Origin of the sequence: Streptomyces sp. NPDC014801, from assembly GCF_043082085.1 — a bacterium.
Taxonomy (GTDB): Bacteria; Actinomycetota; Actinomycetes; order Streptomycetales; family Streptomycetaceae; genus Streptomyces.
Genome location: NZ_JBIBXG010000010.1, coordinates 271,130 through 294,535, shown reverse-complemented (window position 1 = coordinate 294,535; position 23,406 = coordinate 271,130). Strand labels below are relative to the sequence as shown.

Sequence of the window (23,406 nt, the reverse complement as noted above, 5' to 3'; positions counted from 1 at the left end):
GCGACAGCCCGGCACTAGATGTATGCTCATGCTCGCTGTCGCCGCAGGGGAATCCGGTGCGAATCCGGAACTGTCCCGCAACGGTGTACTTGTGCATGTCCGTTCCCCGGCCCCGCCCGGAAACGCCGTGCCCAGGAGTCAGTCCGAGGACCTGCCGACAGTGCACCCGGCCACCCGGCCGGTGTGCCCTGACGTCCGGGCCTCGCGGAATGGGCCGGTGGACGCGGCGCCCCGTGCGCTCGTGTGCTGCCCCCTGCCCTCGCCGAGGCCCCGTGCCGAGCGAGGGAGAGCCCCACGTGACCATCGCGCCCGCCGATCCGGCTTCAGCCGGCGCATCGCTCACCGACGGTCCCGGTGCCGCGCTGCTGCGGACCCTGACCGAGCTGACCGCCGACCTCCCCGACACCGACCCCGGCCGGGTCGCCGCCGCGGCGCTGCGCGGCCGGTCGGCGCACGCCGACGAGGCGGAACTGCGGGAACTGGCCACCGAGGCCGCCGCCGGACTCATCTCCGAGGACCCGGCCTACTCCCGGCTCGCCGCCCGCCTGCTCACCCTCGCCATCCGCGCGGAAGCCGCCTCGCAGGGCGTGACGTCCTTCACCGACTCCGTGGCCGTGGGCCACCGCGAGGGTCTCATCGCCGACCGGACCGCCGACTTCGTGCGCCTGCACGCCGGGCGGCTCGACGCGCTGATCGACACCGGCGCCGACGACCGCTTCGGCTACTTCGGCCTGCGCACGCTGTACAGCCGCTACCTCCTGCGGCACCCGATCACCCGCAAGGTCGTCGAGACGCCCCAGCACTTCCTGCTGCGGGTGGCGAGCGGGCTGGCCGAGGACGACACGGCCCGGGCGGTCGACGAAGTCGCCGCGCTCTACGGGCTCATGAGCCGCCTGGACTACCTGCCCTCCTCCCCCACCCTGTTCAACTCCGGCACCCGGCACCCGCAGATGTCGTCCTGCTATCTCCTGGACTCCCCGCGGGACGAACTGGACTCCCTCTACGAGCGCTACCACCAGGTCGCCCGGCTCTCCAAGCACGCCGGCGGCATCGGGCTGTCGTTCTCCCGCATCCGCAGCCGCGGTTCGCTGATCCGGGGCACCAACGGGCACTCCAACGGCATCGTGCCGTTCCTGAAGACCCTGGACGCCTCCGTCGCCGCCGTGAACCAGGGCGGGCGGCGCAAGGGCGCGGCCGCGGTGTACCTGGAGACCTGGCACTCGGACATCGAGGAGTTCCTGGAGCTGCGGGACAACACCGGTGAGGACGCCCGCCGCACCCACAACCTGAACCTCGCGCACTGGATCCCGGACGAGTTCATGCGCCGGGTGAACGCCGACGAGATGTGGTCGCTGTTCTCCCCGGCCGACGTGCCGGAGCTGGTCGACCTGTGGGGCGAGGAGTTCGACGCCGCCTACCGCAAGGCGGAGCAGGCGGGCCTGGCGCGGAAGACGATCCCGGCGCGCGAGCTGTACGGCCGGATGATGCGCACCCTCGCGCAGACCGGCAACGGCTGGATGACCTTCAAGGACGCCGCCAACCGCACCGCCAACCAGACCGCGCTCCCGGGCCACGTCGTGCACTCCTCCAACCTGTGCACGGAGATCCTGGAGGTCACCGACGACGGCGAGACGGCGGTGTGCAACCTGGGGTCGGTGAACCTCGGCGCCTTCGTCGACGCGGCGGCCGGCGACATCGACTGGGCGCGGCTGGACGGCGCCGTCCGCACCGCGGTCACCTTCCTCGACCGGGTCGTCGACATCAACTTCTACCCGACCGAGCAGGCGGGCCGCTCCAACGCCCAGTGGCGCCCGGTGGGCCTGGGCGCGATGGGGCTGCAGGACGTCTTCTTCAAGCTGCGCCTGCCGTTCGACTCCCCCGAGGCGAAGGCGCTGTCCACCCGGATCGCCGAGCGGATCATGCTCGCCGCGTACGAGGCCTCCGCCGACCTCGCCGAGCGCAACGGCCCGCTGCCGGCCTGGGAGAAGACCCGCACCGCGCGGGGGGTGCTGCACCCCGACCACTACGACGTGGAGCTCACCTGGCCGGAGCGCTGGGAGGCGCTGCGCCGCCGTATCGCCACCACGGGGATGCGCAACTCCCTGCTCCTCGCGATCGCGCCGACCGCCACCATCGCGTCCATCGCGGGCGTGTACGAGTGCATCGAGCCGCAGGTGTCGAACCTGTTCAAGCGCGAGACGCTGTCCGGTGAGTTCCTCCAGGTCAACTCCTACCTGGTGCAGGACCTCAAGGACCTGGGGGTCTGGGACGCCCGCACCCGGGAGGCCCTGCGGGACAGCAACGGCTCGGTGCAGGACTTCGCCTGGATCCCCGAAGAGGTGCGGCGGCTGTACCGCACCGCGTGGGAGATCCCGCAGCGCGGCCTGATCGACATGGCGGCGGCCCGGACCCCGTTCCTGGACCAGGCGCAGTCCCTGAACCTCTTCATGGAGACGCCGACCATCGGCAAGCTCTCCTCGATGTACGCCTACGCCTGGAAGTCCGGGCTGAAGACGACGTACTACCTCCGCTCGCGCCCCGCGACGCGCATCGCCCGCGCCGCCCAGGCGCAGGCCACCGTCCCCGTGCAGCAGGCGACCTCCGAAGAGGCCGTCGCCTGCTCCCTGGAAAACCCCGAGTCCTGCGAGGCCTGCCAGTGACGACCGCCCGCCCCCAGAACCTGCTCGACCCCGGCTTCGAGCTCACCCTGCGCCCCATGCGCTACCCCGACTTCTACGAGCGCTACCGGGACGCCATCAAGAACACCTGGACCGTGGAGGAGGTCGACCTCCACTCCGACGTCGCCGACCTGGCGAAGCTGACACCGGCGGAGCAGCACCTCATCGGCCGGCTGGTGGCCTTCTTCGCGACGGGCGACTCGATCGTGGCGAACAACCTGGTGCTGACGCTGTACAAGCACATCAACTCGCCCGAGGCGCGCCTGTATCTGTCGCGGCAGCTGTTCGAGGAGGCCGTGCACGTCCAGTTCTATCTGACGCTGCTGGACACCTATCTGCCCGACCCGGACGACCGCGCCGCCGCGTTTGCGGCCGTGGAGAACATCCCGTCCATCCGGGAGAAGGCCGGGTTCTGCTTCAAGTGGATCAACGAGGTGGAGAAGCTGGAGCGCCTGGAGTCCCAGGCCGACCGGCGCCGCTTCCTGCTCAACCTGATCTGCTTCGCCGCGTGCATCGAGGGCCTGTTCTTCTACGGCGCCTTCGCGTACGTCTACTGGTTCCGCAGCCGGGGGCTGCTGCACGGTCTGGCGACCGGCACCAACTGGGTGTTCCGGGACGAGACGATGCACATGTCGTTCGCCTTCGACGTGGTCGACACCGTCCGCAAGGAGGAGCCGGACCTGTTCGACGACCGGCTGCAGCAGCAGGTCACCGACATGCTGAGGGAGGCGGTGGAGGCCGAGCTGCAGTTCGCGCGCGACCTGTGCGGGGACGGGCTGCCGGGCATGAACACCGAGTCGATGCGGCAGTACCTGGAGTGCGTCGCCGACCAGCGGCTCGCGCGGCTCGGCTTCGCCCCGGTGTACGGCTCGCAGAACCCGTTCTCGTTCATGGAGCTGCAGGGCGTCCAGGAGCTGACGAACTTCTTCGAGCGCCGTCCGTCCGCGTACCAGGTCGCGGTGGAGGGCACCGTCGACCTGGACGAGGACTTCTGACGCGGCCGGTCACGCGCGGGGTCGGACCGTGCGGTGGGCCTGGATGCGCGGGGCCCGGCGCGTGGTCCGAGGACCGGTCGTCCGCGGTCGGGCGGCCGGTTGCGCGGCCTCCCGGATCTGGCGGTCCATGCGGCGGTCGCGCAGCACGCCGAGCAGGGAGGGGAGCACCAGGAGGACCAGGATCCCCAGGGTGGCGGTCATTCCGATCAGGCCTTCGATCTGGTTTCCGTTCATGGACACCACTCTCGCGCCGAATGCTCCTTACCGTGAGTGGCAGGACTGCCGTGGACCCTCGAATTCCTGCCAGCGTCGAGGCACACTGGCAGCATGCTGAAAAATGTCGCGGCCGTCCTGCTCGACGGTGTGCATCCCTTCGAACTCGGGGTCGTCTGCGAGGTCTTCGGGATCGACCGCAGCGACGAGGGACTGCCGGGGTACGACTTCGCGGTCGTCTCCGCCGAGGGCCCGGCGCTGGGCACCCATGTCGGCGGACTGACCGTGTCGACGCCGTACGGCCTGGAGCGGCTGGAGGAGGCGGACCTGATCGCCGTGCCGGCCGGGGACGACTTCACGGAGCGCACCTATCCGCCCGCGCTCCTGGACGCCCTGGTCCGGGCGGTGGAGCGCGGGACGCGCGTGCTCAGCGTGTGCTCCGGGGTGTTCGTGCTCGGCGCCGCCGGTCTGCTGGACGGGCGGCGCTGCGCGGTGCACTGGCACCACGCCGCGGAGCTGCGCCGCCAGTACCCGCGCGCGGTCGTCGAGCCGGACGTGCTCTACGTCGACGAGGACCCGGTGATCACCTCGGCGGGCACCGCCGCCGGCATCGACGCCTGTCTGCATCTGGTCCGCAAGGAACAGGGCCAGGAGGTCGCCAACCGGATCGCCCGCCGGATGGTCGTGCCGCCGCACCGGGACGGCGGGCAGGCGCAGTTCATCGAGCGGCCGCTGCCGAAGAACCCCTGCGACACCGTGGGCGAGGTGCTGGTCTGGATGGAAGCGCATCTCGACCAGGAGGTCACCGTCGAGCAGCTCGCCGCCCGGGCCCACATGGCGCCGCGCACCTTCGCCCGCCGCTTCCAGCAGGAGACCGGCACGACGCCGTACCGGTGGATCCTGCGCCAGCGGGTACTGCTGGCGCAGCGGCTGCTGGAGGAGACGGACGAGACGATGGACGCGATCGCCTGGCGCACCGGGTTCGGCACGGCGGCGGCGCTGCGATACCAGTTCACCCGGGTGCTGGGCACCACGCCGAACGCCTACCGCCGCACCTTCCGCGGGCCCGAGGCCGCCTGAGAGCTGGGCGGGGCGGCGGTTCCGGGGCCTCCTGAGGGGCTCAGCACGGTGGCGGTCCCGGGGCCGTCCGAGCGGGTCGGGCGGCCCCGGGGCGCGGACCCTGCCCTCAGCGCGGCACCGCCCGCAGCAGCAGCCGCTGCGGGCGCAGGGTGATGCCGACCCGGGTGTCGTCGTTCGAGCCCGGGACCTGCTCGAAGCGGTACCTCGCGGCGAGCGCGGCGGTGATCAGGGTCAGCTGCGCCATGGAGAAGTGGTCGCTGGGGCACTTGCGGTTGCCGGTGCTGAACGGGCTCATGGCGTGTTTCGGCACCTCCTTGGCCCGGTCCGGAAGCCAGCGGTCCGGATCGAACTCCAGGTTCCGGGCGTACGACTTCGGATCGCGCTGGATCGCGTACGGGCTGTAGACGATGTCGGACCCGGCCGGAATGCGATAGCCACCGAGTTCGGTGTCGACGACCGCGCGCCGGGTCAATATCCATACGGCGGGCCGCAAACGCATGGCCTCGATGACGACATTGTTGGTGTGCCGCAGTGCGCGCACGTCCTCGAATGCGACGGGCCGGCCGCCGGTGACGGATTCGACTTCGTCACGGACCTTGTCGGCGTGTTCCGGGTGCTCGGCAAGTGCCTGAAGCAACCACATGATGGTGGATGCCACCGTTTCGCTGCCGGGGGTGAGGATCGCGACGACCTGGTCGTGGATCTCCTGCTCCCCGATGGGGTCGCCGTTTTCGTCCTTCGCGTCCAGCAATGCCGTCAGCAAATCGTCCGGCTTTTGACCAGATGCGCGTCGCTCGGCGATGATCTCGTCGACGAGGAGATGCAAATCGGCCAGGGCACGATTGAATTCCCGGTTGGCCGGCAGCGGCAGCCGGTACAGCGGCCCGAGCGGCACCACCATGCGCCGGTACATGCCCCGGAAGACCACCGCGAGGGCGGTGCACAGCCGCTCGGCGCGCTCGTCCATGTAGTCGCCGCGCAACAGGCAGCGGGCGGCGATCCGCACCGCGATCCGGAAGGACTCGCCGGTGCAGTCGATGGTCCGGCCGTCGCCGAAGCGCTCGGCGAGCGCGTGCGCCTCCTCCTCCATGATCGGCCCGTACGCGGGGATCGCGTCGAGCCGGAAGGCGGGCTGGATGGTGCGCCGCTGCCGGCGGTGGAGCGGGCCGTTGGCGGTGGCCACGCCTTCCTTGCCGAGCAGTCCCTCCAGGGACTCCCACAGCGGTCCGGCGATGTGGTAGTCGGGGCTGAGCGCGATGGCGCCGGTCAGTTCCGGCGTGGTGACGGCGTACACCGTCTTGGGGCCGAGCTTGAGGCGGACGACGTCGCCGTGGTCGCGCAGCGTGGACATGAACCGCAATGGATCGCGGGCCAGTTTCCAGCCGTGGCCGAGGAGCGGGACGCCGCCGCCCGCGAGGGGCGGCTCGCCGGGCCGCGGGGCCGTGGACACGGGGGGCTTCACCGACTCGACGGTCATTTCTCACCTGCCGCTTCGTTGTTGACGTACGGGGGCGTGGACCGGTCGTCCCAGCTGTCGACCATGTACCGGCCGGATTCGTGGTGGAACCAGTAGACGGAACTGAACCAGTTCCGCATGTTCCCGACGCAAGCCCGTACGGCGGCGCTCAGTTCTTTTCCGCGCACCGTGCCGTCGTCGAGTCCGTCGGCGAACCGTAAAGCGTCCTTTTCCGCGTCGAGGAATTCGGTGATGCATTCCTCGACCCGGCGCCGGACTTCGCGCACCGCCTCTTCCAGGGTGAGGCCCTCATGGGTGATGAGACTGATGCCGAGATTGTGCACCTCGTCGCCTGCTATTTCCTTCGGCAGCGAGCACAGGTCGTTGTACCAGGCGGCGAATTCCTGGCTCAGCAGGGCCGGGCGCCGATAGGCCGGGTTTTTCCGTACGGCGTCCGGGAGTTCGAGGCCGGCGCTCGGCTCCAGCAGATCGGTCCAGATCCAGTGGGCGAAGGTGAGCCGGCGCAGCCGGAGGTATTCCTCGACCGTCGGGACGATGCCCTCGGTGCGGTTGTGGAACTCGCGGTCGTAGGCCTCGATCACGGTGTGGAAGTGCCGGGCGAAGCGGGCGTTCCAGCTGTCCGGCAGGAACGAGTACAGCCGTCCCACGCTGTCCGCCAGCCCCGCGACCAGCGGGTCCTGGTGCCGCAGATGGTCCTGCGGGGCGTCCAGCGCGGTGTGCAGCCTGCCCTTCAGGCGCCGCCAGGCGTCCGGCCGTCGGTGCACGATGTCGCGGTCGTGGCGGTCGTCCCAGACGAAGAACCAGCTGCTGTAGTCGGCGATGGCCTGCAGGACCTCGTCGGCGGCACCCAGGTAGTAGCCCGCCATGAGGTCGGTGTAGCACAGTCCGTCGGCATATTCCCGGACCTTGTCCGCCGGCATCAGCCGTTTTTCCAGCAACCAGGTCCGGGTGTTCTCCTGAAGCTTTGGCCAATACGGATGCAACCGCCGGGGAAACGCCGCCTCGATCACCGGAAGAGTTAGCGACGGTGGGACCGCCACCGCCTTCGGCGCCGCCCCGGTGCCGCGTGTGGTGCTGTATGGGAGAGCATGCACGAACTACCCCTCTCAGCCGCCGCTGCGCGCACACCCCTCCCGTCGTGCCGGGCGTGCGCCGTCGCGTATCCCCGCACTTCCCATTCAGCACCACAACTGACCGTTCTGGGAACGGATTTGCTTCATTCACTACCCCGAGGTGCCGAGATTCTCCCCCTATGTGACTGCTTATCGATCAAGAGATGAGCGCAGGGGCTCGAACGCACGACGAACAGACGAACGGCGCCGCTTGGGGCGGTCAGGCCCGAAGCGGCGCCGTTCGAGAGGCGGTTGTGACGTCAGTCGTTCGCGACGACCGGGTAGCGCGGCTCGTTCTCGGCCATCTGCCGCAGCACGTCCTTGCGTTCGCGCTTGGAGAGCCGGTCGATGTACAGGTAGCCGTACAGGTGGTCGGTCTCGTGCTGCAGACACCGGGCGAAGTAGCCGGTGCCGCGCACCTTGATCGGGTTGCCCCGCTCGTCCTGGCCGGTGACCTCGGCGTAGTCGGGGCGGGCGAGCGGCGCGTACGCCGTCGGCACCGACAGGCAGCCCTCGTTGCTGTCGTCCAGCCGGCGCTTGTCGGCAGGCAGTTCGACCAGCTTGGGGTTGCACACCACGCCGACGTGCCGGACGCCGTTGTCGTCCTGGCAGTCGTAGACGAAGACCTTCAGGTCGACGCCGATCTGGTTGGCGGCCAGGCCGACGCCCTCCGCGGTGCGCTGCGAGGCGAACATGTCCGCGACCAGCTGCTGCAGGTCGTCGCCGAAGTCGGTGACGTCCTTGCACTCCTTGTGCAGCACCGGGTTGCCGACGACCGTGATGGGCCGCGAGGTGCCGCGCTCACGCCAGGCGGTCTCGCGCTCCTCGCAGTCCTCCGTGTCGACGACGTACCCCTCGTCGTCGACGGGGAGCACGCCCGCGTGCTGCTGATCGGTGTCCTGCTGCGCCATGACCGACGTAAGCCTTCCTGAACAAACAAAAGGGATGTTGCTGATACAGGGTACGGCGGGCCCTAACAGACCTCTTCCAGATCCCGCCAGTCCCGCGAGTCCGGGCTGTCCGCGACCCACCCGTCGAGCAGTCCCCTGACCAGCGAGGCCGGCGCCGCCACCCCGCACTCGCGCTCCGGCACCCACAGCTGCCCGTCCGTGCGGTGCCCGAGCGGGCCCGGGTGGCCCGGCTCGCTGTGGTCGTGCGGGTCGAGGTGCACACCGTCGCCCTCGTCCGCCGGCATCCGCGACTCCGAGCACATCCGGCACAGCAGCCGCACCGACGACGACCAGTCCTCCGCGGCGAACCCGGCGTCCGCGGCGAGCTGCTCCAACGCGTCCCGGTCCGCCTCGGTCGCCGCCTCGATCAGCACCACCCAGGTCGGCACCGGCGACGGCGCCCACAGCTCGATCTCGTCGAACACCGGGAAGGCGTGCCCGATGGACGTGGTGCGCTCCCCGTGCGGGACGCCGTCGTGCAGCACGACCTCGCCCCAGCGCCGCCCGGACGACGGCAGCGGAATGGACAGCACCTCGATCCGGGCCGGGTCCAGCCGCCGGCCCCACACCACCTCGGCCTCACCCTCCGGGGAGAGCCGTACGGCCGCGCTGCCCAGGTCCATGCCGGCCGGCTCACCGGCGGCGGTGGCACCGCCGGGCACGTGCAGCCCGTACGCCTGCCAGGCCCGCCGGGCAAGCGGCCAGTCCTGCAGCGCGGTCGCGGCGATGCCCACGTTCCACCAGTCGGGCGCCCCGGTCTCCTTCTCCAGCAGCGCGACGGCGCGCAGGCCCGCGGCCCGCGCCTGCTCCCAGTCGTGCCGGAACTTGTGCAGCAGCGCGAGGTTGAACCAGGACTCCGACAGCCAGGGCTCCAGATCGGCGGCCCGCGTCAGCAGCGCGCCCGCGTCCTCGTACCGGCCGTCGCCGATCAGCGTGAACGCGCGGTCCGTGGCCTGCCGCCAGGAGGCGGAGGGCCGGTGCCGTCCCTTGCCGAAGATCCTCACGATTCCCGCCTGCCAGTTCCAGTTCCGGAAAGTGGGCCGGCTCGCCCCCGGACACCCTCTCCCTCGCATCCAACCACGTACGCCGGGAGAGGCGCTCATTACCCATGGGTTACCCAGCTGGGGGGCCGGTCAGACCGCTCCCGGGACAGTACCCGGGCCAGCGATTCCACCACTTCCGGCGCATAGTCCCCGGCCGTCCCCAGCCGCAGCTCCTCCAGCGCCGCCAGCGCCCCGCCCGGCCCCGCGTCCCGCGCCTTCTCCTCGTAGGCGTTCACCGCGCGCACGATCCGCGCCGCGAGCGGCTGCTCCCCGCACGGGTCGGCCTGCCGCTCCACGACCCTCGCGACCTGCCGGCTCACCCCGGTCTGCCGTACGACGGCGCCGCCGAGCAGGGCGATCCTGCGCTGCTCCTCGGGCGGCAGGCAGGCCGTTGCGCCGGCCGGGACCGGGTCGAGAAGGCTGAGCTGCCCGATGTCGTGCATCAGCGCCGCGTACTCCAGCACGGTCAGCTCCGGCTCGCTCAGGCCGAGGTCGCGCCCGACCGCCTGGCTGAGCGCGGCGACCCGCAGCGCGTGCCCGGCGGGCGTGTACCCGGCGATCTCGGTGGCCCGGGCCAGGGAGGCGATGGTCTGCCGGTAGGTGGCGCGCACGGCCGCGTACCGGCGGAACGCCAGCTGGGTCAGCAGCAGCGGCAGACAGAACACCGGCAGCGCCCACAGACCCGCGACGGCCACCCCGAGCGCCATCACCGCGCCGGTCGCGCACACCGCCGAGCCGATCCCGGGCAGCGCCCGCAGCTGGTCGCGCAGCAGCGGTGCGAACGGCCACCGGGTGCGCGCGTGGGCCAGGGCGGCGGCGAGCACCGCGTCGCACAGGGCCGTCAGCGCGAGCACGGCGACCAGCAGCAGGGCGTAGGCGGGGCCGGTGAAGCTGTCGAAGTCGCCGCGGTTGTACAGCGGCTGGAAGCAGGCGGCGGCGAACCCGGCGGTCAGCGTGCGCCGCGCCAGGTCGTCCGGCGTCGGCCCGCGCCCGCACGCGATGTGCGGCACACCGCCCAGCAGCGCGGCGGCGCAGACCACGGTGACGACCTGCGCCGGCCCGTGCCCGGTGGGCAGCCCGGCGCACTGCCCCAGCAGGGCGTACGACAAGGCCCCCGCGGCCCCGAGCGGCGCCGGCTCCCGCAGTTGCGGACCGCTCCACCGGGTGAGCTCCCCTATGGCGACGAGCGCACCGAAGGCGAGCGCGATAGGCCGGTCGTCGAGCCCCGTACGCAGGGTGTCCCCGAGACAGACGAGAGCCAGCAACCCGGCACAGGCGTGCACGCAGATCAGCACCGGCGCGGCCCGCACCCGGCAGACCCGCCCGCCCCCGGTCTCGCGTTCCGCGCCCGCGGGGAGCGGCACGCCGGCGGGCTCCCCGCGCACCGCGCCGCCGGACGGTCCCCGCACCTCGCCGGCGGACGCCCCGCGCACCGCCTCAGCGGGCGCCTCACGCACCTCGCCGACGGGCTCCCCGGCGGGCGGCGCACCCGGCGCCGCTCCCGCGGGCTCCGCTTGCCGCGGGAGACCGGCGGGCTTCCCGTCCGGTACCCCGCCCCCGTGCGCCGCGCCGTCCGCGGGTCCGGGCCGCCCGTTCACCGGTGGGCTCCCGGGCGGGTGGGGGCCGGGCGGGGGGACGGAGGGGCGGGCGGGGGCGGAGGTTCCTCGGCGGTGACGGACGGGTGCCAGCCCTGGCGGGCCACCGCGCGGACGAGCGCCTCGACCATGCGCGGGTCGAACTGCGCGCCGGCGCACCGCTCCAGCTCCGCCAGCGCCGCCGGCACCGGCCGCGCCCTGCTGTAACTGCGCGTGGACGTCATCGCGTCGAAGGCGTCGGCGACCGCGACCACCCGGGCGGGCTCGGGGATCTGACCGCCGCGCAGACCGTACGGGTAGCCGCTGCCGTCGATGCGTTCGTGGTGGTGCAGGACGGCCGAACGGGCCTCGCCGAGGAAGGAGATGCCGCGCACGATGTCGTGGCCGTACTCGGGATGCAGTTCGATCACCCGCCGCTCCTCGGGCGTGAGCGGGCCGTCCTTGCGCAGCAGCCGGGTGGGGACGCCGAGTTTGCCCACGTCGTGCAGGATCCCGGCGAAGCGCAGCACCTCCACGCGCTCGTCGTCCATGCCCAGTTCGCGGGCGATCATCATGGATGCCTGGCCGACCCGCTCGCTGTGGCCGCGTGTGTAGCCGTCCTTGATGTCCACGGCCTGCACCAGCGCGCGGATCGTGGCCTGGTGGGCGGCGCGCTGCCGGTGGTACTGGGCGAAGACCCACCAGGAGACGCACATCGGCAGCAGCACGAGGAGCGCGGCGACGGGACCGTAACGGCTGCGCCACAGCACGGCCATCATCAGCCCGGCGAGCCCGTGCACCGCGAGCGGGCCGAGGGAGCGCAGGAACAGCCCGCGCCAGGCACGGCGCGCGGGGACCCGGTCGGCGCAGGCGCGGATGCCCCCGTCGAGGACCACAAGGACCAGGCAGAAGGTGAGCACGGCGGCACCGGCCGGTCCGAGCACGTACGGGAAGTCGGACGCGGCGACCGCGTCCCGGCCACCGAACGCGGTGTGCACCCGGGCCGCCGCCCACACGCCGAGCGCGAGCTGGGAGGCACGCCAGAGCCGGCGCAGCAGCACGGGCCGCTGCTCGACCGGGGCGAGCAGGGCGCCGGGCAGCGCCACCAGCGCCGCGGCGGGCGCCGGCAGCAGAAAGGCCCCGGCGAGCAGGACGGGGTAGAACGTTCCGGCGAAGCGGGGGCGCGCGACCCGCTCGCCCGCGGCGTAGAGCGCGGCGAGCAGGGCGAGCGCCCACCAGGACGTCCGCACGGACGGCAGGGGGAGCAGGCAGAGCACGGCACCGGCGACGGCGACGGCCACACAGACGCGTGCCCGTACCGGAACCGCCTCCATGAACGCCCCTCCCCCGGCCCGCGCCGCCTCCAGGGTTCGGAGCCTAGGGCGGCGTCAGGGGGCTCCGCGGGCGGATGACCCGCGGATTAGCACGTTCGGGTGACAGCGGGGAGTCAGGACTCCTGCGGCGCAGCGGTGACGTCGTGCTCGGGGACCGCCTGTCCGGAACGGATCAGGTCCAGCCGCCCGAGGACCTTGGCGCGCAGGTCGGTGGGCACGTCGTCATGCCCGCAGCACCGCTTGACCAGCTTCTTCACGGCCTGCTCCAGGCCGTACTTCTCCAGGCACGGCGAGCACTCCTTGAAGTGCTGCTTGAACTTGTCGCGATCGACGTCCGGCATCTCACTGTCGAGGAACTCGTACAGATGGTCCAGGACCTCACTGCAGTCCGTCTCGTGCGGCTCTCCGCAGCTCATGAGCCCGAGCCTTTCGCTTCGTTCGACTCTCCGGCGCCGGCCGGGACCAGCCCGCGCTCACGGGCGTAGTCCTCGAGCATTCCGCGCAGTTGACGGCGGCCCCGGTGCAGCCGGGACATCACCGTACCGATGGGTGTCCCCATGATGTCCGCGATCTCCTTGTAGGCAAAGCCCTCTACGTCGGCGAGGTAGACGGCGATGCGGAACTCCTCGGGGATCGCCTGCAGCGCTTCCTTCACGTCCGAGTCGGGGAGGTGGTCCAGCGCCTGCGACTCCGCGGAGCGCAGACCCGTGGACATGTGCGACTCGGCGCGCGCGAGCTGCCAGTCCTCGATCTCCTCCGCCGCGGAGCGCTGGGGCTCGCGCTGCTTCTTGCGGTAGGAGTTGATGAAGGTGTTGGTCAGGATCCGGTACAGCCACGCCTTGAGGTTGGTGCCCTCGCGGAACTGGTGGAAGGACGCGTACGCCTTGGCGTACGTCTCCTGCACCAGGTCCTCGGCGTCGGCCGGGTTGCGCGTCATGCGCAGGGCGGCCGAGTACATCTGGTCCAGGAATTCGAGCGCGTCCCGCTCGAAGCGCGCGCTGCGCTCCGCGGTCGACTCCGTGCTCGCGTCCGCGCCGGCGCCCTGGCCCTCGGGCACCCCCGTCTGGCCGTTGTCGGTCCCTGCGTCGGTACCGGGAACCGGACCCACCTCCTCAAGCGACGTCGGGCGGCCGAAACCGGTCCCACCCGAATCGGAGGATAGACGACGACCCGTGCCTGCCGCCGCTCGAATAGGAGCGGTCTTGGCCGCGTGCAGCACCGTCCAGTCCAGGTCGGCGCGCAGCTGACGGCTCGGGCATGTGGTCGAACCCATGCGGCGGACTTCCTCTCCCACGACGTCGGTGCTGATTCCCCAGCACTTCTGTCCGCCTCAACAGCGACCGTCCGCCCGTCATTCCCGGCCCTTTCAGGCCAGTGACCCGACCCACCGCACGACACCGGCGGTGACGGTCTCCAGTGCCTGCTCCTGGGTGATCGCCGCCCGCTTGGGCACGGCGAAGCCGTGATCGGCGTCCGCCACCTCGACCAGGTCGTACGACCCGTCCGGGAACTCCTGCGGCCTCCCGAAGGGATCGTTGCCGCCCTGGACGACGAGCGTGGGCACCCCGGCGCCCAGCAGCTCCTCGGCCCGGGACTTCTCCGGTCTGCCCGGCGGGTGCAGCGGGAAGCTCAGCGCGAGCACCGCGTGCGCGCCCAGCTCGGACGCCGTACGGCAGGCGACGCGGGCGCCGGCGCTGCGGCCGCCGGAGATCACCGGCAGTTCCATCCCGGCCAGCGCCGGCCAGATGCCGCGCCAGCCGGTGTCCAGCGTCTTCGGCGCGGGCGCGACCTTCTTGCCGGCCACCCGCCAGGGCTGCTCGACGAGGGCCACGGTGACGCCGTGCCCGGGCAGGACCCGGGCGAGGGCCTGCAGGTCGCGGGCCTCGACGCCGCCGCCGGCGCCATGGCTCAGGGCGAGGACCAGCCGGGGTTCCTCCGCCCGGTGCCAGGTGATGCGTGCGGTTCCGGCCTCGGTCTCGACAATCTCGATCACGCTAGAAGAGTGTGCCCTCTTCCGGGCCCTGAAGCTCCTTGAGCAGCTCCGGGCCGTTGTTGCGGACATTGCTCACGGCCGTGGAGACGGGGTAGGCGCGCATCAGGCCGGCGGGCGGCGGCGCGAGCAGCTCGCGCAGGTCGTCGGGGTCGGTGCGGGCCGGGTCCAGCCAGGCGTCCCAGCGGTCCGGGGTGAGCATCAGCGGCATCCGCGGGTGGATGTCGGCCAGCGCGTGCGGGCCCTCGGCGGGGGCGACGGCCAGCGGCGACGTCTCGGCCTCCGTGGTGATCACCGAGCAGGTCACCCACCAGGCCTGCGGGTGGTCGTCCGGCAGGGTGCCGTCCCGCCAGAACTCGTACAGGCCGGCCATCGCGAACACCGATCCGTCGGCCGGCAGCACGAAGTACGGCTGCTTGCGCGGCCGCTTCTTCCTGCCCTCGACCTCCAGCTCGCGCTCCTCCTTGCCGGTGACCCACTCGTAGTAGCCGTCGGCGGGCAGGATGCAGCGCCGGGAAGTGAAGGCGCGGCGGTAGGCGGGCTTCTCGTGCACCGTCTCGGCGCGCGCGTTGATCATGCGGGCGCCGCCCTCGGGCGTCTTCGCCCAGGACGGCACGAGCCCCCACCGCAGCTTGCGCAGCTGCCGAACCGGACGCGGGTCCGGCACGTCTTTGAGGGGGCGGTCCAGGACGGCGTAGACCTCTTTGGTCGGGGCCACGTTGTAGTCGGGCTCCAGGGTCTCCTCGGGCTCCCACTTCTCGACCTCGAAGATGCCTGCGAGATCCTCGGGCCTACGACTCGATGCATACCGTCCGCACATACGTGCCACCCTGCCAGACTCCCCACCAGCAGAGGAGCCACTTCCACACATGGACAGCCTCGCCGCGACCGCGCTGCCCGACCTCTGGGACCGGCTCATCGGTACCCAGTCCGATCCGGACCTGTGGGTGGTGCTGGCGACCATGGTCGCGGCACTGGCCGTGGTCGTCCCGCACACGCTGTGGCGCATAGCCCGCAACGCCATCACCATCGCCCACGAGGGCGGTCACGGCCTGGTCGCGCTGCTCACCGGCCGGCAGCTGACCGGCATCCGGCTGCACTCCGACACCAGCGGGCTCACCGTGAGCCGCGGCAAGCCGTACGGGCTCGGCATGATCCTCACCGCGGCCGCCGGCTACACCGCTCCCCCGCTGCTCGGCCTCGGCGGCGCGGCCCTGCTCGCGGCCGGCCGGATCACGCTGCTGCTGTGGGTCGCGACGGCCCTGCTGGTGGCGATGCTGGTGATGATCCGCAACGCCTACGGCGCGCTGACGGTCCTCCTCACGGGCGGCACCTTCGTGCTCGTCTCCTGGCTCACCGGACCCCAGGTGCAGGCCGCGTTCGCGTACGCGGTGGTGTGGTTCCTGCTGCTGGGCGGCGTACGCCCGGCCTTCGAGCTGCAGGCGAAGCGCTCCCGGGGCGGCGCCGGCGACTCCGACGCGGACCAGCTCGCCCGCCTGACCCACGCCCCCGCGGCCCTGTGGCTGTTCCTGTTCCACGCGGTGTCGCTGTGCTCCCTGATGGGCGGGGGGCGGTGGCTGCTGGGGCTGTGAGGGCGGCCGGTCGGCGCCGAGCCGCGAGCGGGTCGTCGCAGAACCGCCTGCGGGCGGCGCGGCGGCCGGGCTCGGCCGGGCTTCGCCGGTACGACCACGGCGGGGCGAAGGGGTGCCGCCCGCAGGTGTGACGGCCGGGCTCCCGACAGGCCGTAGCCAGGACGTGTGACGGCCGGCGCCGTACGGCGGCCGGGCGGCGGGAGCCGGTGACGAGGCGGCGCCGGGCCGCCGGATCGCCGCCGGCCGGGTCGCGGCCGGACCGCCGGAAGCCGCCGGGCCGCCGCCGGGCCAGGGCCTCACCGGGCTGGACGTCCCCGGGCTGGGCGGCTGCCGAGCCGGGCGGGCCGCCGTACCGCCTGCCGGTTCGTGACGGCGGGGCCGGTGAGGCCGGGGAGGCCGGCGGGCCGCCGTACCGCCGGTGAAGAGCCGCCGTACCGCCCGCCGGCCGGTGGCGCGGGGCCGCGGACCCGCTCCGCGGCCGGGTCCCGGAGCGCCGGCCGGGGCGTCTCGTGGGTGTCCTCGTCGGTGGGCGCTCGCGGCGACCCGTATCCCGGGGCCTTATAAAGTGGCCCCATGGCCCCGAACCCCGCACACACCGCCCTCTGGCCCGCCCCGCACGCGAGCGGAGCCGTCGACGCGACGGTCCACGTGCCCGGGTCCAAGTCGGTCACCAACCGCGCTCTCGTGCTCGCCGCCCTCGCCTCCGAGCCGGGCTGGCTGCGCCGCCCGCTGCGCTCCCGCGACACCCTGCTGATGGCCGGGGCCCTGCGGGCGATGGGCGTCGAGATCGAGGAGGGCGTCGGCCCGGACGGCACCGGCGAGGCCTGGCGGGTGTTGCCGACCGGCCTGCGCGGCCCGGCCACGGTCGACGTCGGCAACGCCGGCACGGTGATGCGGTTCCTGCCGCCGGTGGCCGCGCTCGCCGACGGCCCGATCCGTTTCGACGGCGACCCGCGCTCGTACGAGCGTCCCCTGCACGGTGTCATCGACGCGCTGCGCGTGCTCGGCGCCCGGATCGACGACGACGGCCGCGGTGCGCTGCCGATGACCGTGCACGGCGGGGGCGCGCTGGACGGCGGCCCGGTGGAGATCGACGCGTCGTCGTCCTCGCAGTTCGTCTCCGCGCTGCTGCTGTCGGGGCCGCGGTTCAACCAGGGCGTGGAGGTCCGGCACACCGGCGCCAGCCTGCCGTCCCTGCCGCACATCCAGATGACCGTCGACATGCTGCGCGCGGTCGGCGCCCAGGTGGACACCCCCGAGTCGGGCGGCGAGCCCAACGTGTGGCGGGTGACCCCGGGCGCGCTGCTCGGCCGGGACCTGACCGTCGAGCCGGACCTGTCCAACGCGCAGCCGTTCCTCGCGGCGGCGCTGGTGACCGGCGGCCGGGTCGTCATCCCGGACTGGCCGGTGCACACCACCCAGCCGGGTGACCGGCTGCGGGAGATCTTCACCGAGATGGGTGGCTCCTGCGAGCTGACCGACTACGGCCTGGTCTTCACCGGTTCCGGCAGCGTGCACGGCATCGACGTCGACCTCGGCGAGGTGGGCGAGCTGACCCCGGGCATCGCCGCGGTCGCCGCGCTCGCCGACTCGCCGTCCACCCTGCGCGGGGTGGCGCATCTGCGGCTGCACGAGACGGACCGGCTGGCCGCGCTGACCAAGGAGATCAACGAGCTCGGCGGCGACGTCACCGAGACCGCCGACGGCCTCCACATCCGCCCGCGCAAGCTGCACGGCGGTGTCTTCCACACCTACGAGGACCACCGCATGGCGACGGCCGGCGCGATCATCGGCCTGGCCGTGGACGGCGTGGAGATCGAGAACGTGGCGACGACGGCGAAGACCATGCCCGAATTCCCCGAACTGTGGACCGGGATGCTCGGGGCATAGGGGTTCCGCCATGCGCCGCTACGGCAAGCACACCGACGAGGACGACATCCGCACCCGCCCCGGACGCCGGGGCAGCCGGCCGCGCTCCAGCATCCGGCCCAAGCACGAGGACGCCGCCGAGGGCATGGTCCTCACCGTCGACCGGGGGCGGCTGACCTGCCTCGTCGACGGCCGCACGGTCATGGCGATGAAGGCGCGGGAGCTGGGCCGCAAGGCGGCGGTGGTCGGTGACCGGGTGGCGATCGTCGGCGACCTGACCGGCAAGAAGGACACGCTCGCCCGGATCGTGCGCATCGAGGAGCGCACCTCGGTGCTGCGCCGCACGGCCGACGACGACGATCCCTACGAGCGGGTGGTCGTCGCCAACGCCGACCAACTGGCCATCGTCACCGCCCTCGCCGACCCGGAGCCGCGCCCGCGTCTGATCGACCGCTGCCTGGTCGCGGCGTTCGACGGCGGCCTGGAACCGCTGCTGGTGCTGACCAAGTCGGACCTCGCCCCGCCGGACAAGCTCCTGGAGCTCTACGGCGACCTGGACATCCCCTACGTCGTCACCAGCCGGGAGGAGCTGGAGAACGGCGACGCGGCGGACCGGGTGCGCGCGCAGCTGGAGGGGCGGATCACCGCGTTCGTCGGCCACTCCGGCGTCGGCAAGACGACGCTGGTCAACGCGCTGGTGCCGGAGGAACGGCGGCGGCTGACGGGCCACGTCAACGCGGTGACGGGCCGCGGCCGGCACACCACCACCTCCGCGCTGGCCCTGCCGCTGGACGGCGAGGACGGCTGGGTGATCGACACCCCGGGCGTGCGGTCCTTCGGCCTGGCGCACATCGACCCGTCCCGGGTGATCCACGCCTTCCCCGACCTCGAACCGGGCACGGAGGGCTGCCCGCGCGCGTGCAGCCACGACGAGCCGGACTGCGCGCTGGACGCGTGGGTCGCCGAGGGCCACGCCGATCCGGCCCGGCTGTACTCGCTGCGCCGGCTGCTGTCGACGAGGGAGCGCACCGAAGGCGACTGAGCCGCCGCCACGCGGCTGCGCGCCGCCCCTTGGCGAGTCGTACGGGTCCGAGTCGTACGGGTTCGAGTCGTACGGGTCCGCGCCGCTCGGGTCCGCGTTGTTTGCCGGGGCTCGGGTTCGGTAAGTGCATAATCGCACCGAGCCGGAGATCCGGATCAACGGGAGGACAGCACATGGCGTGGCTGCTGGTCATAGTGGCCGGGATTCTGGAGACCGGTTTCGCCGTGTGCCTGAAGCTCTCGCACGGGTTCACCCGGCTCTGGCCGACGATCGCGTTCGCCTGCTTCGCGCTCGGCAGCTTCGGCCTGCTGACGCTGTCGCTCAAGAAGCTCGACGTGGGCCCCGCCTACGCGGTCTGGACCGGCATCGGCGCGGCCGGCACCGCGATCTACGGCATGGTCTTCCTCGGTGACCTGGTGTCCACCCTGAAGATCGTCTCGATCAGCTTCGTCATCATCGGCGTCATCGGCCTCCAGCTGTCCGGTTCCGCGCACTGATCCGCCTGCGGCTGTCCCGTTCCGCGCACTGATCTGCCTACGGCTGTCCCGTCCCGCGCACTGATCGGCCTGCGGCTGTCCCGTCCCGCGCACTGATCGGCCTGCGGCTGTCCCGCTCCCGCCCGCGGATCCCGGCGCGGTGAACTCCTCGCGCTCCTCCTCGCTGAGCCCCGGCCGCCCGTGCCGTGCGGTCCGGGGCCGTCGCCCGTCTACGCCGCCTGGTGGGGCAGCACACCGTGCACCAGCTCGGCGACGCCGCCCTCGCCGGGCGGGGCGGCTATGCAGGACACCGCCACCCGCACGACGAGTTCGCAGACGCGGGCCAGGCCGGCGTCCGCCTTGCCGGTCCCGGCCAGGGTGGTGCCGGACAGCGCGGCCACGGCCCGGTCACGCACCTGCGCCACGAAGTCGCCGGGTGAGGGCAGCGGCCCGTCGGCCCGGCGCTGCGCCGGCACGGACGACGTGGACGCCACGGCCCTCAGCGGCGGCGCGGGCAGCCGCTCGTTCCAGCACCCGGTGAGCAGGGCGCGCAGCAGTGCGTTGTCACCGGCCGCCGACGCCGTCCACTCCGCGGCCGCGGTCAGCCGCTCGGCGGGGTCGCCGTGTCCGGCGAGCGCCCGCTCGACGCCGGCGAGATAGGCGTCCGCCTCCCTTCGGACCAGCGCCCGGGCGAGCCCGTCCTTGCTGCCGAACTCGTTGTACAGCGTCTGCCGGGACACTCCCGCCGCGGCGGCCACGTCCACCATCCGCACCGCCGGCCACGGCCGTCGTGCCACCGCCGCGTAAGCGGCATCCAGCAGGGTTTCCCGAGCAGCAGGCATCATCGCCTCCCAAGGGCACCGACTCTGCGCCCAGGTTTGACGGGCTTGTATGCACTGTCAAGGGTGCGGACCGGTATGCACGAGATGCACCGCACGCGAGGGGCACGACCAGCACCCGGACCCCGGTGGTCCCGCCCCCGCCCGGACGACTACCGTTCCTCACATGCCGGACTACCTCGACGATCTCCGCTTCGCCCACGTCCTCGCCGACGCGGCCGACGCCACCACCATGGACCGCTTCAAGGCCCTCGACCTGAAGGTCGAGACGAAGCCGGACATGACTCCGGTCAGCGAAGCGGACAAGGCCGCGGAGGAGATCATCCGCGGCCATCTCTCGCGCTCCCGTCCGCGCGACGCGGTCCTCGGCGAGGAGTACGGCGTCGAGGGCACCGGCCCGCGCCGCTGGGTGATCGACCCGATCGACGGCACCAAGAACTACGTCCGCGGCGTGCCCGTCTGGGCCACCCTCATCTCCCTGATGGAGGCCGGGGAGGGCGGCTACCAGCCGGTCGTCGGTGTCGTCTCCGCCCCCGCGCTCGGCCGCCGCTGGTGGGCGGCGAAGGGCCACGGCGCCTACACCGGCCGCAGTCTGTCGACGGCGAGCCGTCTGCACGTCTCCCGCGTCTCCAAGCTCACGGACGCCTCCTTCGCGTACTCCTCGCTCTCGGGCTGGGAGGAGCGGGGCCGGCTGGACGGCTTCCTGGACCTGACGCGGTCGGTGTGGCGCACGCGCGCGTACGGCGACTTCTGGCCGTACATGCTGGTCGCGGAGGGCGCGGTCGACATCTGCGCCGAGCCGGAGCTGTCGTTGTGGGACATGGCCGCCAACGCGATCGTCGTGACGGAGGCCGGCGGCACGTTCACCGGCCTCGACGGCCGTCCGGGCCCGCACAGCGGCAACGCCGCGGCGTCCAACGGCCTGCTGCACGACGAGTTGCTGGGGTATCTCAACGGGCGCTACTGAGAAAGCCGAGGTGAGCGTGCACGCCCCCACCGGGCCGCACGCGCCCTCTTGTTGACCTCTGCTTTACCTGCCACTCTGAGAGTTCCCCCGCTTGTGAATTTGTGAAACCGAGAACAAAGTGCCGAGGCCGGCGGGGGCACTCGAGGAGGTGGCTCACCACATGCTCGTCCGCGACGCCATGACCACGGTGGTTCTCACCATCGGCCCGCAACACACTCTCCGCCAGGCCGCAGCCCTGATGTCCGCCCGCCGCGTGGGCGCGGCGGTGGTCTACGACCCCGACGCCGGCGGCATCGGCATCCTCACCGAACGCGACATCCTCAACTCGGTCGGCCTGGGCCAGAGCCCGGACACCGAGCAGGTCCACGCCCACACCACGACCGACGTCGTGTTCGCGGCCCCGTCCTGGACCCTGGAAGAGGCGGCCCGCGCCATGGCGCACGGCGGCTTCCGGCACCTGATCGTCCTCGACCGCGGCGAGCCCGCCGGCATCGTCTCGGTCCGCGACATCATCCGGTGCTGGGCCCCCGCCCGCGAGAACGTCCCCGCGTGAGCACGGCGACGTGAGCACGCCCGTGAGCACAGCGACGTGAGCACGGCGGCGGGCCGGGCCCCGCGAAGGGACCCGGCCCGTCGGCCGTGCACGAGTGAGCCGGTCAGCCGCGCAGCGCCTGCACCGCGAACTCCAGCCGCTTGCCGAAGTCGGCGTCGGCCTGCCGGAAGTTGTCGATCGCGCGGTCGACGATGTCCTGGCGCGAGACCTGCGCGAGGGCGCCGGACAGGTTGCCGACCAGACGCTCCTTCTCGTCCTCGCTCATCAGCCGGTAGAGGTTGCCGGCCTGCACGAAGTCGTTGTCCTCGGCGTGCCGCGGCGTCGGGTGGTTGCCCGTGCCGCCGGTGAAGGAGTCGAACGGCTGCCACAGCGGGCGCCCGGTCTGCTCGGGGCCGCCGAAGCTGTTCGGCTCGTAGTTCTTGGCCCCGCCGTGACGGCCGTCGTACAGGTAGCCGTCGCGGGAGTTGGTGCGCGCCTCGGTGGCGTGCGGGCGGTTCACCGGCAGGTGGTCGGCGTTGATGCCGACGCGGTAGCGGTGCGCGTCGCCGTACGCGAAGAGGCGGCCCTGGAGCATCTTGTCGGGCGAGGGGCCGATGCCCGGCACGAAGTGGGCGGGCGAGAAGATCGACTGCTCGACCTCGGCGAAGATGTTGCGCGGGTTGCGGTTGAGCTCCAGCTTGCCGATCTCGATCAGCGGGTAGTCGCCGTGCGGCCACACCTTGGTCAGGTCGAACGGGTTGAAGCGGTACGTCGCCGCCTCCGCCGCCGGCATGATCTGGACGGAGACCGTCCAGCTCGGGAACTCGCCGCGCTCGATCGCCTCACGCAGGTCGCGCTGGTGGGAGTCGGGGTCCTTGCCCGCGAGGACCTCGGCCTCCTCGGCGGTGAGGTTCTTGATCCCCTGGTCGGTCTTGAAGTGGTACTTGACCCAGAAGACCTCGCCGGCCTCGTTGTTCCACTGGAAGGTGTGCGAGCCGAAGCCGTCCATGTGGCGGTAGGAGGCGGGGATGCCGCGGTCACCGAAGAGCCAGGTCACCTGGTGGGTGCTCTCCGGGCTCAGGCTCCAGAAGTCCCAGACGTTGTCGGCCTCCGTGGAGCCCGTGTACGGGTCGCGCTTCTGGGTGTGGATGAAGTCCGGGAACTTGATCGCGTCCCGGATGAAGAACACCGGGGTGTTGTTGCCGACGAGGTCGTAGTTGCCCTCCTCGGTGTAGAACTTCAGCGCGAAACCACGCGGGTCACGGACCGCGTCCGCCGCGCCGAGGTTGCCGGCCACCGTCGAGAAGCGCAGGAAGACCTCGGTCTCCTTGCCGACCTCGGAGAGGAACTTGGCGCGCGTGTACCGCGTGACATCGGCGGTCACCGTGAAGGTGCCGTAGGCACCGGCGCCGCGGGCGTGCACGACACGCTCCGGGATGCGCTCACGGTTGAAGTGGGCCAGCTTCTCGAGGAGCAGCTGGTCCTGGACGAGCACCGGGCCGCCGACGCCCGCGGTCTCGCTGTTGTTGTTGTCGGCTACCGGAGCACCGGCCTCCGTCGTGAGCGGTCCCGTGGTCACGCGCGCCTCCTGCATCACTGCTGTCTATTCCTGTCCCATGGCCAAAGCCGTTTCCGATCCTACA

22 protein-coding genes and 1 riboswitch are annotated in these 23,406 nt (G+C 72.1%); of the genes, 9 read left to right on the top strand and 13 right to left on the bottom strand.

Annotation, left to right across the window (positions count from 1 at the left end; all coding sequences use genetic code 11):
* The first annotated feature begins 15 nt into the window (after positions 1-15).
* A riboswitch (cobalamin riboswitch) is annotated at positions 16-174 on the top strand.
* 122 nt (positions 175-296) lie between these two features.
* Together ACF1AL_RS25170 and ACF1AL_RS25165 are read left to right on the top strand one after the other, a co-directional pair.
* Complete coding sequence (locus ACF1AL_RS25170; protein ID WP_391827458.1) at positions 297-2,660, top strand: ribonucleoside-diphosphate reductase subunit alpha; 2,364 nt, start codon at positions 297-299, stop codon at positions 2,658-2,660.
* 56 nt (positions 2,661-2,716) lie between these two features.
* Positions 2,717-3,673 carry a ribonucleotide-diphosphate reductase subunit beta gene (locus tag ACF1AL_RS25165; protein WP_391827576.1) on the top strand — a complete coding sequence of 319 codons (957 nt, stop codon included), beginning with the start codon at positions 2,717-2,719 and terminating at the stop codon, positions 3,671-3,673.
* Between the two features lie 9 nt (positions 3,674-3,682).
* On the opposite strand, the gene ACF1AL_RS25160 is transcribed toward ACF1AL_RS25165, so the two are convergent.
* Positions 3,683-3,907: a hypothetical protein gene (locus ACF1AL_RS25160; protein WP_366839360.1), complete on the bottom strand. Its 225-nt coding sequence runs from the start codon at positions 3,905-3,907 to the stop codon at positions 3,683-3,685.
* 93 nt (positions 3,908-4,000) lie between these two features.
* Between ACF1AL_RS25160 and ACF1AL_RS25155 the strand changes: the two genes are divergently transcribed.
* A complete protein-coding gene (locus ACF1AL_RS25155; RefSeq protein ID WP_366839361.1) occupies positions 4,001-4,966 on the top strand; it encodes a helix-turn-helix domain-containing protein in 966 nt (321 codons plus the stop codon).
* Positions 4,967-5,072: 106 nt separating this feature from the next.
* Here ACF1AL_RS25155 and ACF1AL_RS25150 read toward each other — a convergent pair whose 3' ends face one another.
* From ACF1AL_RS25150 to ACF1AL_RS25105, 10 genes are all read right to left on the bottom strand, one after another.
* A complete protein-coding gene (locus ACF1AL_RS25150; protein WP_391657215.1) occupies positions 5,073-6,443 on the bottom strand; it encodes a cytochrome P450 in 1,371 nt (456 codons plus the stop codon).
* Complete coding sequence (gene cyc1 / locus ACF1AL_RS25145) at positions 6,440-7,537, bottom strand: epi-isozizaene synthase (protein WP_391703380.1); 1,098 nt, start codon at positions 7,535-7,537, stop codon at positions 6,440-6,442. The genes ACF1AL_RS25150 and cyc1 overlap by 4 nt, the downstream gene beginning before the upstream one ends.
* A gap of 278 nt (positions 7,538-7,815) precedes the next feature.
* On the bottom strand, positions 7,816-8,466 hold the full coding sequence (gene def / locus ACF1AL_RS25140; protein ID WP_384206546.1) for a peptide deformylase: 651 nt from the start codon (positions 8,464-8,466) through the stop codon (positions 7,816-7,818).
* Between the two features lie 62 nt (positions 8,467-8,528).
* Positions 8,529-9,509 carry a tetratricopeptide repeat protein gene (locus ACF1AL_RS25135; RefSeq protein WP_391827456.1) on the bottom strand — a complete coding sequence of 327 codons (981 nt, stop codon included), beginning with the start codon at positions 9,507-9,509 and terminating at the stop codon, positions 8,529-8,531.
* 98 nt (positions 9,510-9,607) lie between these two features.
* Positions 9,608-10,858: an HD-GYP domain-containing protein gene (locus tag ACF1AL_RS25130; protein WP_386420188.1), complete on the bottom strand. Its 1,251-nt coding sequence runs from the start codon at positions 10,856-10,858 to the stop codon at positions 9,608-9,610.
* Between the two features lie 284 nt (positions 10,859-11,142).
* The gene (locus ACF1AL_RS25125) at positions 11,143-12,456 is read right to left on the bottom strand and encodes an HD-GYP domain-containing protein (RefSeq protein ID WP_391703377.1); all 1,314 of its coding nucleotides are present in this window, start codon (positions 12,454-12,456) and stop codon (positions 11,143-11,145) included.
* Between the two features lie 113 nt (positions 12,457-12,569).
* Positions 12,570-12,872: a mycothiol system anti-sigma-R factor gene (gene rsrA, locus ACF1AL_RS25120; protein WP_366839367.1), complete on the bottom strand. Its 303-nt coding sequence runs from the start codon at positions 12,870-12,872 to the stop codon at positions 12,570-12,572.
* Positions 12,869-13,564 carry a sigma-70 family RNA polymerase sigma factor gene (locus ACF1AL_RS25115; protein WP_366839368.1) on the bottom strand — a complete coding sequence of 232 codons (696 nt, stop codon included), beginning with the start codon at positions 13,562-13,564 and terminating at the stop codon, positions 12,869-12,871. Before ACF1AL_RS25115 ends, rsrA begins: the two co-directional genes overlap by 4 nt.
* 258 nt (positions 13,565-13,822) lie before the next feature.
* Positions 13,823-14,449, bottom strand: coding sequence for an alpha/beta family hydrolase (locus tag ACF1AL_RS25110; RefSeq protein WP_366839370.1), 627 nt, complete (start codon positions 14,447-14,449; stop codon positions 13,823-13,825).
* Between the two features lies 1 nt (position 14,450).
* Positions 14,451-15,266, bottom strand: a complete 816-nt coding sequence (locus ACF1AL_RS25105; RefSeq protein WP_391657220.1) for an SOS response-associated peptidase — start codon at positions 15,264-15,266, stop codon at positions 14,451-14,453.
* Positions 15,267-15,315: 49 nt separating this feature from the next.
* Between ACF1AL_RS25105 and ACF1AL_RS25100 the strand changes: the two genes are divergently transcribed.
* The 4 genes from ACF1AL_RS25100 to ACF1AL_RS25085 all read left to right on the top strand — a co-directional run bounded on the left by ACF1AL_RS25100 (position 15,316) and on the right by ACF1AL_RS25085 (position 19,446).
* A complete protein-coding gene (locus tag ACF1AL_RS25100; RefSeq protein ID WP_391827454.1) occupies positions 15,316-16,038 on the top strand; it encodes a M50 family metallopeptidase in 723 nt (240 codons plus the stop codon).
* A gap of 573 nt (positions 16,039-16,611) precedes the next feature.
* Complete coding sequence (aroA, locus tag ACF1AL_RS25095) at positions 16,612-17,928, top strand: 3-phosphoshikimate 1-carboxyvinyltransferase (RefSeq protein ID WP_384206536.1); 1,317 nt, start codon at positions 16,612-16,614, stop codon at positions 17,926-17,928.
* A 10-nt stretch (positions 17,929-17,938) separates the two neighbouring features.
* Positions 17,939-18,949, top strand: a complete 1,011-nt coding sequence (gene rsgA, locus ACF1AL_RS25090; protein WP_366839376.1) for a ribosome small subunit-dependent GTPase A — start codon at positions 17,939-17,941, stop codon at positions 18,947-18,949.
* Positions 18,950-19,122: 173 nt separating this feature from the next.
* The gene (locus tag ACF1AL_RS25085) at positions 19,123-19,446 is read left to right on the top strand and encodes a multidrug efflux SMR transporter (protein ID WP_366839377.1); all 324 of its coding nucleotides are present in this window, start codon (positions 19,123-19,125) and stop codon (positions 19,444-19,446) included.
* 209 nt (positions 19,447-19,655) lie between these two features.
* On the opposite strand, the gene ACF1AL_RS25080 is transcribed toward ACF1AL_RS25085, so the two are convergent.
* Positions 19,656-20,270, bottom strand: coding sequence for a TetR/AcrR family transcriptional regulator (locus ACF1AL_RS25080; protein WP_391827452.1), 615 nt, complete (start codon positions 20,268-20,270; stop codon positions 19,656-19,658).
* A gap of 160 nt (positions 20,271-20,430) precedes the next feature.
* On the opposite strand from ACF1AL_RS25080, the gene hisN reads away from it, so the two are divergent.
* On the top strand, positions 20,431-21,231 hold the full coding sequence (gene hisN / locus ACF1AL_RS25075; RefSeq protein WP_384206529.1) for a histidinol-phosphatase: 801 nt from the start codon (positions 20,431-20,433) through the stop codon (positions 21,229-21,231).
* A gap of 160 nt (positions 21,232-21,391) precedes the next feature.
* Complete coding sequence (locus ACF1AL_RS25070) at positions 21,392-21,784, top strand: CBS domain-containing protein (RefSeq protein WP_366839380.1); 393 nt, start codon at positions 21,392-21,394, stop codon at positions 21,782-21,784.
* A 103-nt stretch (positions 21,785-21,887) separates the two neighbouring features.
* Here ACF1AL_RS25070 and ACF1AL_RS25065 read toward each other — a convergent pair whose 3' ends face one another.
* Positions 21,888-23,342, bottom strand: coding sequence for a catalase (locus tag ACF1AL_RS25065; RefSeq protein ID WP_391827449.1), 1,455 nt, complete (start codon positions 23,340-23,342; stop codon positions 21,888-21,890).
* Positions 23,343-23,406 lie beyond the last annotated feature (64 nt).